The sequence below is a fragment of the Sphaerimonospora thailandensis genome (assembly GCF_016863115.1).
Classification (GTDB): domain Bacteria; phylum Actinomycetota; class Actinomycetes; order Streptosporangiales; family Streptosporangiaceae; genus Sphaerimonospora; species Sphaerimonospora cavernae.
Map to the genome: position 1 here is coordinate 62,554 of NZ_BOOG01000036.1, position 18,702 is coordinate 81,255.

Here is an 18,702-nt window from a genome sequence, read left to right on the forward strand (position 1 = left end):
GGCCGTACGACCTTCGTTATGCTGCCGTCTCGCTCTGGTTGAACGCGGGGTAGCAGCTCCCGAGGCCGCCGAACGTGCGGGGGCATGGCGTGGATGTGCTGTTCAGGGTCCACATGAAGTGCATCGATGGCGGTGCGGTCATCCCGTCCTCAAAGACCTTCTCCTGATGCGCGGGATCCACGATCACGTTCCCTTCGCCGGGGTTTCCAACCCAATCGTCAGCCACGATCCATGACGGGGTAGCAGAGACCGGGGGTTCGATGTCGCTCGACGTCAATTACGGTATGCATCTGGACGATCACGGAAATTGGCCGAAGACCTGCGGGAGACCGCGCCTTACAGTGAAGATATGGGCATGTTGACTGTTGAACTCGACGTCAAGGCCGAGAAGGCCCTGGGCGAGCTGACTTCCGACGGCCGCTCCGCATCTGAAGCCGTCCGCGAAGCGCTTCTCATCGCCCAGCGTCTCCGTCGTATGGAACAGGCCCAAGTCGCAGCCGAGCGGTTGGCCAACGACCCCGCCGACAGGGCCGAAGCAGAAGCGATCATGAGGGACACGGAGCACCTGCGTGCGTGGTGACGTGTACAGGCTGCGCGCTCCCCGAGACGCGATGGCCCATGAGCAACGAGGTGAGCGTTTCGCGGTGATCCTCCAGTCGGACTTCCTCGCCCACATCTCCACCGTGCGGATAGCCCCGACCTCAGCGAGTACGCCTCCCGCACATGGACCTATGGCGGCGGGTTTCGTCTGGGTTGCGGGCGGGGCAGTCGCCCGATGTAACCGCTGGTCAGACGCCGTTTTGACTGGTTGAGCGGAGAGCGTGGGATTCGAACCCACGAGGACCGTCACCGGCCCTAGAGCGGTTTTCAAGAGCACTACGGTTCCCGCACCCCACCGCCCCTGACCTACGGCTCAGCCCTAAACAGAGATCGGACCAAATAAGATCATCCCGAAAATATCCCGCGGGGTGAGGCCGCCGTGTCGCTCCGAGGAGGCTCGGGGTCTAGATCCCCTCACCCGGACGGGTGATGTCGACGTTCGGGAACAGGTGGTGGAGGACGTCGTCATCGGCGTCCAGGTTGCACTCGACGAAGTGGTGATAGCCCACCTCCGACGCATACTGCCGCCATTCCTCGCGCTCGTGCTCCGAAATCGACCACCACGCGTCGCTGGACTCCAACGGGCTCTTCTCCTGCTCACTCATGCCCATCATCATGCCTTGGACGGGGGACAAACCCGGACTGGCCCTCGGAGCCCGCGGGAGCCGAGAACGGTGACTGACGCCATACGGCACGCCGCCGTGGTCGTCACGGCCTCGATCCCCGCGCTCGACGGCGAACCAGCGCGCGTGCTGTGCTGGGGATCAGCTCGACTCGGCCAGCGTCCAGCCGTTCTTGCGCTCCAGCCCCGACAGCAGGCCCTCCAGGCATCTGCGGGTACGCAGCCGGACCTCCCGGCGCTCGAACCGGCCCGCGACCAGAGCGAACGCTTCGTCGAGCTCTCCCTGATCGGTTAGCTCCCGTCCACGGTGATCGGTCGGACGTCGTGGCATCCGCCCCAGAGGCGGTGCATCTCGACATTCTGGCCGTGCCTTGAAATGGTCAACGTGTACGACCTGTGGTGAGGCCCTTGGTCAGAGATCGCGTATCAGCAAGCAACTGGGGGTGATCAGCCCGTAGGGGCATACCGCGGCTTAGCGGATCGTTCGGACCAGATCGGCTGCCCGTGCGCTGACCGCCGTCACCGCTTCGACTGGATGGACGCTGGCCTTGAGTGTTCGGAACACCTGCTCTGCCTCTTCGTAGGCCGCTTGCTGCTCAGAGGTTTCCGGTGTCGCCACCACTATCTGCAGGTCGACGTCTTTGGCGATAGAACTAAGTCGACCTTGAGCATCCACGAGTCGGGCCTCGTCGCCACTACGCAACCGTTCTAGGGCGAATCCCCAAGCTTTGACCTGTGTGATCACTCGGTCCAGGTGGGTGACACGGAAGGACCAGCCCTGTGCCAACTGCAATACTTTCCCGTTTGCGCCGGCCCGAACTCGCTGCTGTACGGCCCTCCGTTGGGCTGAAGCCGCCACAAGGCCCGCATATATCCCGTGCCTGACGTGGAGGGTGCTCCACGGGGAAGCACCCTCCATAATCTCCCCGCCCCTACTTCTTCTTCCTTGAGTGCTGAAGCAGGATGTACATCAGGGTCGCTGTGGTTAGGTCTGCCATGATCATTCGAGCATCGTCAGTCTTGACCCCAAGCCGTATCAAAGCCACCGCTAGCAGCGCGAGGACGGCAAGAGGCAGGCCGGGACCATTCTTGATGCGAAGCGATACGCTAACCACGTAGGGCTCCTTCCGTGTCGGAGGTGAGTTCTGCTGCGCCGCCTCGGCTCGGGTTCGAGAGTCCTTCCCGAGGCGGCGCGCGTCAGCCTACTCCTCCACGCCCAAGATCGCGACACGCGTAGCTAAACTTTCAGTATCTCATGTTAGCCAGATCGCTAGCAACAATATTCACTGTCGAAAAATAATACTTCGAGATTCCCCCGTACAGGGGGGTACTGCCCTCCAAGCCGCGCTCGTCTCCGCATGGCTCAGGCTCGTCCGGTGCGTCTCTCGCAGTCTCTACCGTCTCAAGGCCTCCTTCAGGAGGTCGGAGCAGGTGCTGAAGCCTCCGGCCGCGATCTCGAGCTGGCCGGGGTGACCGTGCCACCACCTTGGTCGCCGCCCCGCAAAGGACTTGATCGCTGCTCCTGTGAGCACGATCAACAAGCCCACACAGTCTGATCAATCCGGGATAGCTTCAGTGCGCTGGCCATACCGATACAACGCCCACGTACCGACCAATCAAGGCAGTCAGTCAACTATTCGGAAGTTCATGGCACTGCCGCTACCTGTGCTCGTGGAGGATCTCCATAGCTTCCAGCACGTTGCGGACTACGGCGGCGTTGCGCTTGCACCTCGGGCCAGGTTCCGCGTTGACCCGCACTGTTCGAAGACCGGCGCGTCAGCCGGCTACGTCAGTGACCGGGTTGTCACCGATCACCTATCTGCTCTCGCTGAAAGTTGCGTCGTATCCCTTGGACGCGTTTTCGAACAGCTCGGCATCGGGCTTGCGGATGCCCTCGGCTCCCGACAGGGCGTGGGCGTCGACGGTCTCGGCCAACCCGGTTTGCGGGATCTTCCCGAGCTGGTTGTCTGCTGTATCGTAGGTGACGATCGCTATAGGCCATGCACGCCGCCACCCTGGTCGGTCTACTATTACGCGGCCGCTCCGGGAACGGTCTGATCTGTAATACGGTGGTAAGAGGAGCAGGACCTCAAGTCGCCGGACCCAGAGTCGGAAGCGGCAGCCAACAGAGCACCCGCTTTAGGAGAGCGGTGGTCGTATAGCCCTCCCGCGTGGCGTGAGCTGCGCGAACACCCCATGTGACACGCTTGCGTTTCCAAGATCATCCCGCACCTGTCCCGCACGCGTCCACTCGGGCCACACGCCGCTCGGCGGCAAGCCGGACCCGAAGCGCAAGGCCATCAGGGCTGACCACCGGGCGGCCCGGCGGCATGACCTTCGCTTTTCCAGCAGAGTAGTCACTCTGGCTGAGCCGATGGTTTTACAGCGCGTGACCTTTCCACGGTCTACGGTGCTCTTGACCTGCACCGGAGCCTTGCCGTATGCCCCCTCGCCCTCAAGATCATTTCAGGCAATTGCACAGTGCGGTGATCAAGCTTCTCTAGACCGGAAATCAACGCTATGAGAACCACGTCCAGCGGAACGCCCCTGGGATCCAGGCCCTAGCTAAGGGCCGAAAGCCGCGAGGCAGGTGGGTAACAGCACCGCACCTGGATGGTCTCCGCACCTTCCGGCTGGCAGGACAATGCATCTTCTCCCGGTGCGCTAGAGATCATCGCGCCTACCCACCCGCCCTGCCGTCCGCCCCACGGCTGGAGGATCAGTCCAGGATTTGACCAAATCAGCCAAGACGAAGCGGATCACAGTCATGTATCTGGGGTCTGTAGCGTCCTGCTGCGAAACGATCTACTTCCCAGGCGGCCCTCTATGCAGCTACTCTCGACCCAGGAACTTGAGCAAGTCATCGGGAGAGGCGATGGACCGACAGACGCACCGTAGAGACGACCTCGTGGTCTCCTCCAACTTCATACGCGCAATCCGGGAGTCGGGCTACGTCAGCCTCTCGACCGCCCTCGCCGAACTCATAGACAACTCGCTCCAGGCATCCGCAACGCAGGTCGAGGTCACGATCACGCGTCCCACCGCAGGCAGCCTTCCGGAGATTCGTGTAGAGGACAACGGGGAAGGCATGTCGCGCTCCCAACTGGAGGCGTGCCTCCGCTTCGGTGGCTCGTCACGCTTCGACGAGCGGCAGTCGTTCGGTCGGTTTGGTATGGGCCTGCCTGCTGCATCCCTCAGCCAGGCTCGGCGAGTCGAGGTGACCTCCTGGCAGAACGGACACACGGCAAACCAGGTCTTCTTAGACGTCGACGCCATCGCCGTAGGGACCCCGGTTGATCTTCATGCTCGGCCACAATCTGGCATCACTACAGGGTCGGGCTGCCTGGTGGTCTGGCGAAGCTGCGACCGCATAGAGTACCGGCGTCTCGCGTGGCTCGAACGCGCCTTGCGCCGCGATCTCGGACGCATGTACCGGCGCTTCCTGAGCAACGGCGACCTCACCCTGACCATCAACGGCAGGCAGGTTGATCCGGTTGATCCCCTGCTGCTCATGGCGAAGGTGGAGGGGCACAGCGCACGCCTGGCCTTCGAGCCGCTCCGCTACGAACTCGCAGCGTCGTCGGGCGAGACGGCCTTCGTCACAGTTCGGTTTGCGATGCTGCCGGTTCATAAGTGGCATCATCTGGATAACATGACCAAGCGACGCGTAGGCATCGTGGGCGGAGCAGGTGTCTCCATCCTCCGTGCCAGCCGCGAGATCGCAAGTGGTTGGCACCTCATGGGCGCGAAACGAAAAGAAAACTATGACGACTGGTGGCGCTGCGAGATCGAGTTCGACCCGATCCTCGATGAGCATTTCGGCATTACCATCAACAAGCAGGGCATCCGACCTTCTCAGGTACTCCAGGAGGCCCTCGGGCCGGAATTGGAGTCGATTGCCCGACTGTTGAACTCGCGCGTGCGCCAGGCGTTCGAGGAGGTCAAGTTTCAAGCGGCGACGGAAACGTCCTGTCGGATAGCGGAGGCCGCGGATGTTGACCTGCCCGTCATTCGTACGGCTGGAAAAGGCTCGGGTGCCCTGAGCTACCGAATCGGATCCGAGCAACTTCCGATAGAGACGATGTTCATCTCGGCCCTGAAGCGGCGCACGCTCGACGTAACGCTGAACGTGGACCACCCCGCCTTCGCAGCGTTGTACCGCCCCCTCCAGACGCTGAGTGACGAGGCGGCAGGAGAACTGCGCATTGCACTCGAGCTTTTCCTCCTGTCCTTTGCGCGAACCACAGCGCTCCTGGATCGCGACGGCCATAACTGCGACGCTCTCCTACAACTGTGGAGCAGGACCTACGGACGGATGCTCCAGAAGTCATGAACCAAGACGCGATGCTCGTGCCTCTCAGCCTTCCGGCCGACGCCTCCCGCCAGGAACGGCAAGGGTTCGCCCGACTCTGCACGCTGCTCGCGAGCGCTGCGGAGGGTGCTAAGACTGTAGGCGATCACGACCACTGGGTCCGCACCGCAAAGATCAAAAATCTGTATGACCAGCCTCTGCTCGCTGCAGCTGCTCACGCCGCTATCGATCTCGTAAATCAAGGCTGGACGGTTCGGATCGACAAGTCCAGGGCTATATTTGCTCCTCCGTCGGTACACAGCGACCGCGAGGCCGAGAAGGCCCGGATCCGCCGTCAGGAGCTCCTCCGTCGCGATGAGCAGCTTAGGAAGGGCAGCGTTCGGAAATTTGTCGAGAGCATGGAGCGCACGCACCAGCATGGCGACCGGTTAGTCTCCGTCTTCAACTTGATGCGCGACGGCCGAGAGTTGATAGAAGCACTTCAGCGCGCCGGTGCGTCCGCGGATGTCATCAAGCCCTACGTTCAGATTGTTGACTCCTCCACCTGCGAACTGACCGGTTTCAAGCTCCACGACATCTGGCGCTACTTTCGCCACACGTGGTCCAATGCCTACGCGACCGTGCCCGGCCGCTCGATGCCGATTCTGATCCGGGACGCAGCCACCCAGTTTCACGCCGTGATCGGGCTTGCGGCGATCTCCAGCCCGGTCGTCCAGATCGCTGAGCGCGACCAATGGATAGGCTGGGAGACCGATCAATTCCTCGAGCAGGTGCGCGCTAAGCCCACTGACGATATCGCCTGCTGGCTGGCCCAGCGGATCAATGCTCAGCAGAGCGAGATCTATGTCGACGATCTCCTCCGCGACGGAATTCTCCAACCGACCGACCTGACGACGCCCACTCCGGAGGTGATTGCCCGGCTGCGGGCGGACGCCGAGCGACACCGTCAGAGGCACCACCAGGCCAGCACGATCCGCGAGGTCCGCAACATCAAGCACGGCGCGTGGGTGGATCGCGCTATGACAGACCTGTTTCGGAGCAAGCGTTCGTCGGCGCTCGCTGAGACCCTGGAGATCGCCACCCTGCTCGGCGCATATCTCTCCCCGCCTACGGCCGAAGGACTCACCAAGGCCTTTTCGGATCCTAAGACTCGTACGCAGATGCGTCGCGTGGTGCGTCGCGCACGAGGAGAGCGAGTCGGCACCGTCATTGCCGACCTCACCGTCTGCGGCGCAGTGGCACCCTACAACGCACTTGCGGCGGGAAAACTGGTGGGGGCGCTGGCCGTCTCCCCCCGGGTACTGGCCGCTTACCGTGAGAAGTACGCGCGCCCAAGTGAGATTGCGTCGGCGATGGCCGGTCGTCCAATCCTGCGTGAGACCCGCCTCTCCTTCGTCGGAACCACGTCGCTCTACGGCACCGGTTCAAGCCAGTACAACCGGCTGTTCTGGCCCGCCGAGATCATGGGGGGCAAAAGTAACACTCGTGTGGGCTTCCATGAACTCGGACGGTCGCGCTCGTTCGGAACCTCTCACTTCTCGGAAGAGACCGTCAACGCGCTAGTCCGACTTTCGGCGCTGAGCGGCTCGGTCGTCCGAGTCAACGGCCTGTTCGGCGAGGGTGTCAGCCCTCGGCTGCGCAAGGTGCGGCTAGGGCTCGCCGCACTCGGTTGGCCCGCCGACGAACTACTCAGGCACGGGCGCGAACGCATCCTCTACGGCGTTCCACTGGTCGAAAACCTGCGGGACTACTCACTCGGCATCGACCGTGAACCGAAGTACCTGCTGAATCCCGAATTGCCCGAAGCGGACGCCAAGGTCGCCGATTGGTGGCTCGAGCGCTGGTGCCGGCAGAGGGCGACGCGCCAGGATGTCCTTGAGTCCATGCGTTCCCACCGGTTGGTCCGGCCGGTGCGGCACGGCGCCCGCGTACCGTTGCCTGCCGGAGACGAAATGCTCGAAATGCTCCCTATCGTCACCTAACGCCCCGAGCATCGCCGAACACCACTAACCCTTGCTGTCGGTCAGGACGAATACCTCGGATGCTGCGGTTAGCGTCGCCACGATTGCCTCCACCTCGGGATCGTCGTCGAGTCGCAGATTCAGCACGCGAATGCGACGACTAGGCAGGAGCGCGCGCATGGTCGCCGCTGCTCGCAGCAATATCGTTTTCTGGCCAGTGCGTTCACTGAGCAGCCACCAACTATGCGCGCCGTTCTGGGGACCGACAACACCCTGGTAGTCGAACCAGGTTCCACGAGAAAGCGTGTGGGCTTCCGGCGCCTGCTCCCAGTAGGCGTTGCAGAGGTGCCGTACCTGGCAGAGTGCACACTTCTGCTTGCTCGGGAGGGCCCTCGGCACGGACGCGACCAACTCGGTCTCCGCAGCGGCGATCCGCTGCCTCACGTTTTCCTCCAGATCCCGCAGTTGGCTGTCTCCCGGCGCAGGTATCGTGATCTCGCGACTTGAATAGGCGGCGGTCAACTCGGTCGCCGGCCTCCGCTCGTGGTTAGCGATCCGGTCGAGGTCCCACAACAACGCGTAAAGCCGAAGTTGGTCGAGGTGACTCGGATCCTCGGCGCCAGTCTTGTAGTCGGTGATGTCCACACGGTCCTGGGTGACGGTGAGCAGATCGACGCGGCCCATTAGCCGTAGCGTCTCCGCAACCAACGGGATCTCAGGATGCGTACCCAGTACCGCAGGCCTTCGACCCGGTCCCCTCACCGACGTGCGGGAATCGGCCTGAGGACCGGTGGCGTGCGGAGTCGCAGGAAGGGCAGTCCGGCTCAAATACGCCTGCACCTGGGCACGTGCGTGAGGCACGCGGTCCCGGAGTTCGACACTGAGGCGCTTCATTCGATCATCGTCCAGCCGGGGATTTCCCTCCAGCATGGCCAGCAGATTGCGCATCGCCGTCTCCACAACAGCTGTGATGCCGCCGAGGTCGCGGAGGACCTGGACTGCCTCAGCGGTCCGAAGCGACGTGCACCGAGCTGCCACCAGCCTCTTGACAATGGTCTCGAGCACCGCATGTACGACATCTCCGAAGAGCGCCGCGGCGACAGGAAGTCGGGGGTAGCCGCGCTTTCCCCAAAGCTCTGGGTACTCCGCCCGCGACAACATCCATCGTCGCGGACAAGCTTCCATCTCCTGCAACGAGGAGTAGCTCCAATATGCGGGTCGCAGCGGCAAGACCGCCTCGGACGCCTCGACGCCGGTGGCGAACGAAATCCTGTTCTCGCTCACGTCAGCGCCTGTTGAACTAGCTGGCTGGCGAACGGCAGATTGCGAGAGATCACCATGTCGTCGATTAGTCTGACCGGGACGCTACCGAACTCCTTGGCATCGCGTAACTCGTCGGTCGGTGCCACGTCAGGGGTCAAGGGACCATGCACGCCGAAAATCCACTGCCGGTCGTCCCGCGTGGCCAGGATGGGCACGGTGACCGACCCGATCCCCTCGATCTCGATCGCGGCGCCTCGCTCGAAGGTGACGCCGGTGATCCCTCGGCCGATGAGGTCCTCTAAAAGCCTGTCGGCCGACCGCGCAAGCCGCTTCTCGTCCAAGGCCGGTAGGGTCCCGTGGATCAAGTAGCGCAGGAGACTGGCGCCGACGTGGCGGTCGAGGAGGTTGTGCTCGAACCGGTTGCGGAAACTGCGTAGACAGCGGTAGCAGGACTCATCGCAGTTTGCTGGGCAGTCCTCCAGGCGTTCCAGCGTCCGCTCGAAGATCTCCATTCCGTAGTCGTTCACCCGGCGGGTGAACCCTGCGCCGCCAGCGAGCGTGTCGTACACGTAGATTTCGGCCTCGAGGCCCGCGCTACCCAGCGGAGTCAGCGCAGGTCGGTACTCCGCTTGCAGTTCCGTCGCCTCGATGTCGAGCTTCCGGGCCGCGGCAATCGTCAGTGCCTCAGCGACTGTACGGAGCGCGATATGCGTCGAGAGAAACGCCGGCCTCAGCGTGATCGGCGCGGCCACCTTCAGGCGAACCAGGAGCACGTCAGAGATAAAGTCAGTACCCAGTACCAGGCCCCGTGTCGAGGCCGAGCCCGGGCAATCCGACTCCTTCTCGTCGGGGTACGGCTTCTTGTGCGATCCGATCACTACGCCCGACGCAGTGGCGGTCGGTTCGATGAGCCCGCAGCGAGTGCAGTAGGTGTACCCCTCGCTGCGCGGACCGGTATTAGTAACGAGCAGGGTCTCGCGGCGGTACGTCTGCTCCAGGCGATCGGTGACATGCCGCCAGGCAGTTTCCTCGGTTGGACCAGGCGCCATGAGCTTGGCACGCGTGGCGTAACTGCGCGCGGGCGCGTCGTCGGGGCTTGTGCCGGGATCCTTCGTAGCCAGGTGCGCAAACCCCGGCGGACGCATCCAGTTCTTGGCCTTGCCGAACCTGCCCGCAGCGCCACAAGCCGGACAGTCACGCTCCTCCCCGCGCTCGGCCTGGCCATAAGGGAAGTGCTTGGCGTAGTGACAGATCTGGCACTCGAAGTAGAGCAGTTTGTCCCGCCAGGCCTGAAAGCGTTCCTTCTGGACCTGTGCGTAGATAGCCCCTGAGGTCCACTCCTTGTTGTCGATCCACACCACTTTGCCCGGCGCGTACTGGCTGAGCGCCACCGGGAGGCCCTGACTGGGCGCGTAGCGAAACTCGGCTTTGAACGGTGTTGATCGATCGAGATCGAAGACATGGAAGGCAACGACATCCGTGGGAAACGCGTAGCGCGGCAGCACTCCTTTGTACAGCAGTCGATCAAGCAGGTTCCTCTGACTCCGCCCGACGCTCGGCTCCTCGGCACCGTCCTCGGCCGGTCCTTCTGCCTTCACCTCATCGGACTCGGGTGCGGCATCACCCTCGGAGGTAGTCGGCAGGCTACCGTCGAGGTCGAGGTCAAGAGCCTTGTCGATCTCTTGGAGTGTCCTCGTGACGACACCTCCGAGAATGGATTCGCGGTCGGCCTGGCTCAACTCATCGGGAAGCCACGACGCAACCTCTTCACGTAGCGCACTCTCCCTGGCCTTCAGCCACTCTTCCAGGTCGGTCCGATTCAGCGGTGAGGTCGTCCTCACGAATGCCCCGACAGTTCCAAGGACCTCGAAAAGCTGCGGCTGCTCGTCCGGGTCGATCGCCGGCAGCCGATCCTGGTGATAGCGCTGCAGTAGGTAGGCGATGACGTGGCGCCGAGCGATCTCGTCATTGTCCATCGTCAGCACCGGATCTTCGACTTTTCCTCGGATCATGAGCTCCGGCTGACGGAAGTAGTGGTCATCGTGTGTGTCGGCGCTTCCGAAGGCCAGCACAGTGGCGACCGCGTTGCCCCGACGACCCGCTCGACCTGCGCGCTGCTGGTAGTTGGCGCGTGATGGTGGCATGTTGCGAAGAGCGACGCCGGTCAGGCTGCCGATGTCGATGCCCACTTCCATCGTTGTTGTGCAGGACAGAACGTCGATGGCGGCGCGTGGCTGCTCTCCCGGGCGCGGCAAGCCGAGGTCGACATCTTGGAACAGCAATTCGTGCTCTTCTGCCTTGGAGAACACGGCGTCGGACTGGGCGGCATTGAGCTGCGCTGTGTGCTCGGCGGCAATAATGCTGACCGGCGACTCAGTCGGGTCGCTAAGAGCCCGAGCCGCGCTGGCCCGGTAATAGCCCTTGCGGGCCTGGAAAACCGGATCGGTGTCGGGGTTGAGCGTGTGGACCCGATCGGCGCCGCAGTTGGCGCACCGAGTCGTGCCGGGAAACGGTCGCTGCGTAAAGCGGCAGCGCTTGCAATAGCCCCAAAGCTCACCGAGTTCCAGGGCGACATTCGCGGCCAACAACCGAAACTTGCCGGCCACCTGTTCGCAGAAAGTTGTGAGCAACGTCTGCAGCCAGCCATCCCTAAACTTATTCTTAGCCGCTCTCGAATCGAGCCAGCGCTCGATCGATTGGAACTTACCAGTGTGCGGTTTGACACCCCTTTTCGCGTTCCACCATTCACCGTCGGTCATCGACGGGAACCAGATTCCACGGGCAGGGGTGCTCCACTGCGTCAGCCACAACCGCACGAGAGCGAGCTTCGCATCGGCGCTGGTCGCGACACCTTCGATGTCCGGCAGCCTTGCCAGCAACGTATCGGTCTGATCCGCCCGCTCACGGAGGGACGCTAGGCCCAGGGACGACAGCCCGTAGTACTTGTCCGTCAGCGTTGCGTACATGGCCCGCAACAGTGACTGCGGCGGCAGGGCGGTGCTCAGGAGCGGCACCAACGCAGCCGCATTGCCAGTAAACGCGCCCTTGTCGATCGCCTGCGCGACCTGGCCCAAGAAATGGAGCGTCTCCGTGGGTCGCAGTTCCGGGCGCAGTCGCACCGACAGCAGTCGCGCTCCGACCACGACGGCCAGGTACAAACGCTCCAGGCTGAGGGATGGCGCCAGTAACCGTTGATTCTCCAGTTCCTGCCAGCCGCGCAAGATCAGGGGCCGAATAACGTCCCGCATCGAGTAACTCTGCAGGTTGGGGGCCAGCCGGGCAGCGACCTGCCTGGAGTCAGAGAAAGCGAGTACCTTGCGACCGCGCAACGGCGCAAAGTCGGTGTACGGCTGTACGCCTGGTGGCTGGACCTCGATCTGACGTGCCACCAGGGCTTGGAACGGCTGATCACCCTTCGTCTGATGGTCCTGCACGGATGAACGACCAAAGCCCGCGAGTTGCCCGCAGACACCGCAGGGTTTGAACTCTCCGTTCGCCTCGGCCTCGTCCTCCTCGTCGTCGTCACCCTTGACGAACTCTCCTCCCCGAAGCCGAGGAATGAAGACTCCGCGGATGCGGGAGCCCAACTCCTCTGGATTGAGCCGCCCAGTGATCAGATCGAGGTCTGCGGGCTCGACATTGCCCGCGGACGGCTCCTCGAGCAGCAGGTCGAGGGGCTGGAGCTCCGGGATGAAACCCGAGGCGGACTGGAACTCTCCCCCCGGCTCGTGCCACAGGTACGACGGCTCGAGGACGTCATCCGTATAGGCCCGCGCGTAGGCAGAGCCACAGTGCCGACAGGTGTACAACTCGAAGACCCTGGCGCCACAGCTACAGGTTGCCCGTGGTTGGGCGTAGAGCTTGCCTACCGGCCCCGGCAGCGGATGCGCCTCCCGGTCCACCTCCGGGCAGTCGCGGTCGAGGCACGCCCATAGGCCAGGCAGACCGCGAAAGAACGCATGCACGCGACACGGCAGCAAACCTGCAGCATCCTCTGACCGACGCGCCGCGCTGCCGAGCGCTACGAGCGCGGAAACGGCCCTGTTTGCAAGCTCCGTCTCTACCGTCGGGAAGATGAGCTTGCCCAACTCGTTGACCGGGTGTGCCTGCTTCATTGTCTCGTTAACCAGCAGGTTCATCGGACCGAAGGCGCTGAGTGCATCATGCAACAGTTCGCCGACCGAGGCGTCCTTCGTCACACGCACCTTACGGTAGTCCAGGAGCCCCCGAACTCCAGCGATGCGGGCCTCGTCACCCTGGCCTTCGTAGAATGCCTGAATCGGCACGGCAGCGAGAGCCTGCGCGTCCTGGAGGCTGCCTGTGTCAGCCAATTCCCGCAGCGCGAGTTGACCCTCCACGGTCTTGAAAGCGGCCTCGGACTTCCCGCTCAACTGCGCCGCGAACTCACGTGCATACTCGGCGCTCGTGAAGCTAGCACTGGTGCAGATCACCTGAAGCCGATCCGGGGGGATCCCAAGCCGTGCGCGAAGGCGGCGCAGCAGGAGTGCAACCTCCGCGCCGGCCGCGCCCCTATAGAGGTGGGCCTCATCAATGATCAAGAGGAACTGCTCGTCGGGGTTGCTCTCCAACCAGGTCCGTGTCGCATCGAACACCGGCCGCTCGAGCGGGCGCATCAACATGTACTCAAGCATCGAGTAGTTCGTAATCAACACGTCTGGAGGTGTTTCCAGCACCTCATGGCGTGTCAGCAGTTCGGGGTCGTCGGGCCGAAGAACAGCTCGGACAAACTCGCCAGCCGTGTTCTTCCAGCGGGAACCTTTCTCGCCATACCAGGCCTTCAGGTCCGGCTTGGCCGGCCATTTTCCGCGTGAGCGCAGCTTATCGATGAGAGCTGCCGCTTCGTCGTGCCAGGGCGACGAAGTGTTGGCCTCCTCATCGATTAGCATGATGTAGAAGTCCTCGATCGAGCGCAGCCGCGCCTGGTCCTTCTCGACCCTCCGCACACCCGGGTACAACGTTCGGCTGGTGTAGCGAGCGAAGCGGGCCGGACGGCCAGCCCACGCGCTGAATTGGGCGGTGACGCGTGGGTCGCCTAGCAGGAGTCGAAGACGACCCAACTGGTCATTCACCAGCGCGTTCATCGGATAGAGGATCAAGGATCGGACCGCCGGGGCCGCGAACGACTCGGGCTTGTGCGCAGCCTCTGCAGCAAGCTTCGCTAGCATCGGCAGGAGGAACGACTCCGTCTTTCCAGAGCCAGTGCCAGTAGTGACAGCCAGGCTGAGGCCATCGCGAGCCGTCCACTCGAGCGCCTCGGCTTGGTGGGTATAGGGCGGGTCATACAGCAGCGGCCTCAGCCCACCTACACCTGTCGTCAGGCTGCCGAAGAGCGCGTGGACGGCAGGGTCGATATCTAGATCGGCAAAGCGTCGGTTCGTCTGGTAGCGCGGGGTGCTCTCGATAAAAGGCGCGCGGAACAGCACGCCCTCCTGCTCGAGCAGCACGCGACGCTGCTCGAGCAAGGTGGGATGACCAACATGGTAGGTTGCCTCGATGTAGTCTCGGAGGGCAGCCTGAATCTTGGCGACCGTCTCTGCGATCGTAGGCGCTTCCGCTGTCACGCTATCTCTCCCTCTTCCTTGATCCACAGCATGTCAGCCAAGAACACCAACAACTCGCCGATTACCGACATTGGTACTCGATAGGAGATCAACGCCCCTCTCACCCGTGAGACAGGGATCCCCACGAGTTCGAGGTAGCGCTGCGCCCACCCAGGCACGGGTCCGAACAGGTCTAAAACTGGGCTCCCGTCCGCCTTTGCAGCGGACCGGACGCGCAGCAGTTGTGGCCGGCCCGCGACGGCATCGATGGCCGCCTGCAAGCGCCATGCCTCGTCGCAGCCGGGGGCAGCAGGGTCGTCGACTGGCAGATCCACAAGCGCGCGAGGCACGCCATGCTTGATACGTACGAGGCACCACAGGTCGGCACCGTAGGCCTGCGTTCGACGGGCAACGAAGTCCCCAGAGTCGCTGGCCGCAGGTAGCCGCCAGCGGCCACGGTAATAGCGAACAGATGCCTCCGGGCCAATGATTCTCAAACCGGCGACCTGACCAGACTCCGCTGCCCGGTCCAAGCGCTGACGCATCGCCTCAACAACAGCGGCCGCGTTGTGCGGACGCGGGTGTTCGAGCCAGTTGGCACGGCGGATCTCATGCAAGCCAACTGCGTCCAGTCGGGCAGCCGCCACTTTGGCGTCGAGTTGGAGTGAACGCGTATGGCTCTCGTACTGTATCTTCGCGCCCACCGACTCGTCGACGAGCGACGCGCCGTTGGGGCGTACGCCGAGCAGGAGATACTGCCCGGGCGCCTTCGTCACATACGAGGGCGGCCCTAGGTAGAGCTGCCGTCCTCCACGAACCCCCTGGCGAGGGAGTTCGACCAGGTCACCAATCGACACCAAGAGATCCAACTGCTCCGCAACCAGGTCACGACTAATAGAGGACGACGCGTCGAGTGCGGTGACGGCCTCAAGCACGGCTTCCACGAGTTGACCAGGCGTCGTCGGACACAGGAACGAACCCGCGCGGCGAAGGGAGGCGCAGAGCGCCTCCGTCGAGAACAGGTCAGTTGCCGTCTCATCCAGCCCTAGTGCGTGGACTGTACGTTCGGCGGCCTCTCGGCCATTGAGTGGGGTTATGATCATCGATGGCCTCCGGCAATCGACTCGTCCGATATGTCTCGTAGGTCCTCAGTCCCGAGCACCGCGAATCGAGCCGCGCGAATGAGGACGGGAGAGCGGAGCACGCAGTTCAAGAGTCTGTCTCGTTCGGTTTTGTCCCAACTCGCGAGAGACCCCGGCCTGCTCGCAAGACGCAGCAAAAAGTCGGCTGCGGTATGCGGGTCGTCGATGCCATTGGCTGCCGCGATGGGGGCTATCGCGTTGGCGAATCCCTCGCTCAGCGCGGCTGGCGAGTCCAACCACTGCCATAGATGGCCGGCAATCTGCTGGGCCACAGCACGCTGCGTTGGCGCCTCGCCCACGAGTTCCTGCATCTCGTCCAACACGTCCGGCGCCTTGCAATTGCCGACAGGGACGCGTTTGCGCTCGAGGCGAGCCCATCTGCTTCCGGCGACAAGGGACACAAGGGCCGTTGCGATCGCGTTGAGAGCCTGCTCCTGCTGGCGGCGGGCAAAGGGATCGGCCGGCAGGTTAGCGTCTAGCCATCGACAGTGACCATGGATCAGTCGCTGTACCTCGGACAGTGACAGACTTGCGCACTGGACGACGGGACGGTCATTCGGCCTCTGGCGCAGCCGATTGGGGTCGGGTGGCAGGATGATGGCCGCGGTCGCGTTGCCGGACGTCGCCTGCAGCATGCCGCCACTCGCTGGAATGGCAATCGGACCACGGGAATCACGCTCCTCGCCGGTCAGAGGTGCCTCCACTGGGAACAGTTGGACCTGGGTGCCATCCCTGTCTGTGCGATCGATTAGACGTGCCTCGTGTCCGCCGTCGCGCCGCTTGGTCAGCACCCAGCGGAGCGGGTGGAAGCCCCGTTCGCAGATCAGCGACGCGAAGCCCACCCCACCCCGGGACACCGATACCTCGCAAGACTCGGCCTCGTCGTAGGAGCCGAGCAACTTCCCCTTGCGCAGTTGCTGCTCTGCGAACTTCTTCCATGCGCCGTCACTGAAGGGAAGTGAGATGACCTGACGATGCTGCGCCAGTTCTTTTCCGGCATCGTCACGCAGCACGATCATCAGCTCCGCTGTCAGATCTAGCGGTCCAGCGATCGAAAGGCTGGACAGACCATCCCAAAGCTCGGTCAGTTTCGGGCGAGCCGGCGCGGCAAACAGCCGGATTCCCGACCCCTTCGTCGCTTCTTCAAGGGTCGTGTGCGGGTCACGGATCGTCACCACGAGCGAACCACTGACAAGGGAGGCACCCGTAGCTGGCGTCAGTACCGAAACGTCCACCTCGTGCGTACCCACGGCAAGGTTCTCAAGCGCGAAGATCAGCTCCGACTTACCTGCAGGCCAATCGAGCACAAAGGGCGTGCCATGGTCAACGGTCACGACAATTTTATCTACGGCCCTAGCAGCACGTACCGCCAGCATCGCCGGCTCCCCTGCTAGCCAATCGACAGCCCCCTCTCCGTCCCAGGAGCCCGGAACCAGCCCGGCCGGCCGAATGGAGACATCCGAGACTACCGACAGCCCTGCCGCCACAAGCTGGGCTATGTCCGTTTCACGAAGGATTTGTGGCATCTTCAGATCGAAGGCGTGCACTCCGTCAGCCAGGACCGTCGTTTTAGCAACCCATGGCAGCGCGGGGGGGTCGCTCTCGATCCAGCCGACCAGGCAATACTCGTGGCCGGGCCGCAAGAACTTGCCCTTCACCTCGAGGGCCAGCCCACCGCTTTGCTTCCGGAACACCCACCACGGGCCCTGGCTGATGAAGCAATTCTCGGCGATCAGACTGTTCACAACCGAGGAACCGCGCTCCAGTTGGATAAGGGGTACCTCGGGCCGAGGCCACGCGGACAGGGGCACTTTGTCCAGGTACACCAATTTCCCTCGAGGAAGAGGGCCACGGTGGCCTTCCACACGTGGACGCAGACTCCGGAGTTCCTGATCGACTTGCTTCTGTCGAACCTGCAGCGGCGTGAGATCGGGCAATTCCATGTACGGGCGCCAGCCCCCGTTCTCGCGCCGCAGCAGAAGCTTCGGATCAGTGATGACCGCGAGACGCTTTGCTCGCTCTGTAGCCCTAAGGCCCGAACTGTTCGAACGGAATCCGCTGGAGCGTGCCAAGTCGGCAGAGCGCTTGGCCCGGGTCAGCCAGGTACGTGACTGTCGTTCGCTGGACAGGTCGTCGACCAGACGAACGAGTGCCGAGTGCACCAAGTAGGGGGACTCCTCGCCGTCACCCGAGAGCAGCGCCGCAGCGACCTGGCCGAGGAGGCTCTGGTTAGCGCAGAAGATCTGGAACCGTTCGCTGTATCCGACTGTGCGCGACGCCAGGCATGCACCCAGCGCGCGCGGATCGCTCAACAACTCCGTGGTCAGGACTGCGCGGGACTCAAAGAGAAGCTGGGCCAACTGCCGCTGAAGGTAGGCCGGCATAACGGCATGCGTGATCGGCCACGCAATGATGTTGAAGTTTTCGGCGAAGCTCCCCTTCGGCTCGGCCCCGCCGTACTCTGCCGAGAACTTTTTGAACCACCGCTTGATGCGGTCGCGGTTGCTAGAGACGTTCCAACCCGGGCTGCTCTCCCAGCCCGGTGTCTTCTGAGCAAAGAGGGGCCAGTACTCGCCGCCAGCATAGTTGTAACCAATTTCTGCCGCATAGACGACAAAGGGTAACCACCAGACGCGGCAATGAGCAGGGAGCCCCTGCGCAACAGCCCCACGCACCGCAGCCAGAAGCAACTCGAAGTCAGCGCCGCTGAGGTCATGCTCCAGCGCGAAGACGGGAGCCGCCGGCTGCAGCACCTTGCGACGTTCGTGAAGCACCCGGAAGTGGTTATCGAGATGCCTGTGCAGGTACTCGAGGGTTTCCGCTGAACCGCTACATGCTATCCCCTCCACGCTCGATACCACCTCCCTTGGGCCTCGCCTTGGTCTGAAGACAGTCTGGGACAGGGCACTGACATTTGGGAGGGTCGTCACGCAATCGTCACCCTTGGTTATTTTTTTACAGCTCCGCTGCCGACACCCCACGACAGCCAGGCCCTAGTCCCACTGACTACGGAAGCTCGCTGGACCGGTGCCGCCATTGGGCCCCGACGCCGTCCAGCCAAGTTGAAGATCGAAAAGGGTCAGCAGGCTGAGTTCGACCTCCACGGGAGGAAAACGACGGTTGGAATACTGTGCCTGGGCGATCAGCTCTTCGTCTGGATTCTCCTCCCATATGAGGCACTGGGCGGCTCATCTGTGTCCATTCAGGGATGGAGCAGGGTCAGGCGGTGACTGGCGGGGGG

10 protein-coding genes, 1 tRNA gene and 1 pseudogene are annotated in these 18,702 nt (G+C 63.1%); 4 read left to right on the forward strand and 8 right to left on the reverse strand.

All coding sequences use genetic code 11. From position 1 onward, the window contains the following. The first annotated feature begins 307 nt into the window (after positions 1-307). Positions 308-580 (forward strand): hypothetical protein, encoded by a 273-nt coding sequence (locus Mth01_RS19065; RefSeq protein ID WP_204017246.1) that lies wholly within the window; start codon positions 308-310, stop codon positions 578-580. A 31-nt stretch (positions 581-611) separates the two neighbouring features. After that, entirely contained in the window at positions 612-812 is a 201-nt protein-coding gene (locus Mth01_RS30430) for a hypothetical protein (RefSeq protein ID WP_407695959.1), read from the forward strand. Here the strand turns inward: Mth01_RS30430 and Mth01_RS19075 are convergent. From Mth01_RS19075 to Mth01_RS19090, 4 genes and pseudogenes are all read right to left on the reverse strand, one after another. Then, positions 812-899 (reverse strand) — tRNA-Ser (locus Mth01_RS19075). The genes Mth01_RS30430 and Mth01_RS19075 overlap by 1 nt on opposite strands. Positions 900-1,004: 105 nt before the next feature. Continuing rightward, positions 1,005-1,205: a hypothetical protein gene (locus Mth01_RS19080; RefSeq protein ID WP_204017248.1), complete on the reverse strand. Its 201-nt coding sequence runs from the start codon at positions 1,203-1,205 to the stop codon at positions 1,005-1,007. Between the two features lie 168 nt (positions 1,206-1,373). Then, positions 1,374-1,553, reverse strand: a pseudogene (locus tag Mth01_RS19085) (hypothetical protein); the annotation flags it as partial. A 141-nt stretch (positions 1,554-1,694) separates the two neighbouring features. Further along, the gene (locus tag Mth01_RS19090) at positions 1,695-1,967 is read right to left on the reverse strand and encodes a hypothetical protein (RefSeq protein WP_204017250.1); all 273 of its coding nucleotides are present in this window, start codon (positions 1,965-1,967) and stop codon (positions 1,695-1,697) included. A 2,130-nt stretch (positions 1,968-4,097) separates the two neighbouring features. On the opposite strand from Mth01_RS19090, the gene Mth01_RS19095 reads away from it, so the two are divergent. Together Mth01_RS19095 and Mth01_RS19100 are read left to right on the forward strand one after the other, a co-directional pair. Further along, complete coding sequence (locus tag Mth01_RS19095; RefSeq protein ID WP_204017251.1) at positions 4,098-5,555, forward strand: ATP-binding protein; 1,458 nt, start codon at positions 4,098-4,100, stop codon at positions 5,553-5,555. Then, complete coding sequence (locus tag Mth01_RS19100) at positions 5,516-7,516, forward strand: Druantia anti-phage system protein DruA (protein ID WP_204017252.1); 2,001 nt, start codon at positions 5,516-5,518, stop codon at positions 7,514-7,516. Before Mth01_RS19095 ends, Mth01_RS19100 begins: the two co-directional genes overlap by 40 nt. Positions 7,517-7,540: 24 nt before the next feature. On the opposite strand, the gene Mth01_RS19105 is transcribed toward Mth01_RS19100, so the two are convergent. From Mth01_RS19105 to Mth01_RS19120, 4 genes are read right to left on the reverse strand one after another with little or no spacing between them, the layout of a single operon-like run. Beyond that, positions 7,541-8,779 carry a PD-(D/E)XK nuclease family protein gene (locus tag Mth01_RS19105; RefSeq protein ID WP_204017253.1) on the reverse strand — a complete coding sequence of 413 codons (1,239 nt, stop codon included), beginning with the start codon at positions 8,777-8,779 and terminating at the stop codon, positions 7,541-7,543. Further along, positions 8,776-14,340 (reverse strand): DEAD/DEAH box helicase, encoded by a 5,565-nt coding sequence (locus Mth01_RS19110; RefSeq protein ID WP_204017254.1) that lies wholly within the window; start codon positions 14,338-14,340, stop codon positions 8,776-8,778. The genes Mth01_RS19105 and Mth01_RS19110 overlap by 4 nt, the downstream gene beginning before the upstream one ends. Then, positions 14,337-15,422, reverse strand: a complete 1,086-nt coding sequence (locus Mth01_RS19115) for a hypothetical protein (protein WP_204017255.1) — start codon at positions 15,420-15,422, stop codon at positions 14,337-14,339. Before Mth01_RS19115 ends, Mth01_RS19110 begins: the two co-directional genes overlap by 4 nt. Further along, a complete protein-coding gene (locus Mth01_RS19120) occupies positions 15,419-18,310 on the reverse strand; it encodes a hypothetical protein (RefSeq protein WP_204017256.1) in 2,892 nt (963 codons plus the stop codon). Before Mth01_RS19120 ends, Mth01_RS19115 begins: the two co-directional genes overlap by 4 nt. Between the last annotated feature and the right edge of the window lie 392 nt (positions 18,311-18,702).

What these genes read in the sequence shown, in the direction of transcription:
- Mth01_RS30430 (WP_407695959.1), top strand. Translation starts at nt 612, where the DNA reads ATGGCCCATGAGCAACGAGGTGAGCGTTTCGCGGTGATCCTCCAGTCG.
- Mth01_RS19080 (WP_204017248.1), bottom strand. Translation starts at nt 1,205, where the DNA reads ATGAGTGAGCAGGAGAAGAGCCCGTTGGAGTCCAGCGACGCGTGGTGG.
- Mth01_RS19095 (WP_204017251.1), top strand. Translation starts at nt 4,098, where the DNA reads ATGGACCGACAGACGCACCGTAGAGACGACCTCGTGGTCTCCTCCAAC.
- Mth01_RS19115 (WP_204017255.1), bottom strand. Translation starts at nt 15,422, where the DNA reads ATGATCATAACCCCACTCAATGGCCGAGAGGCCGCCGAACGTACAGTC.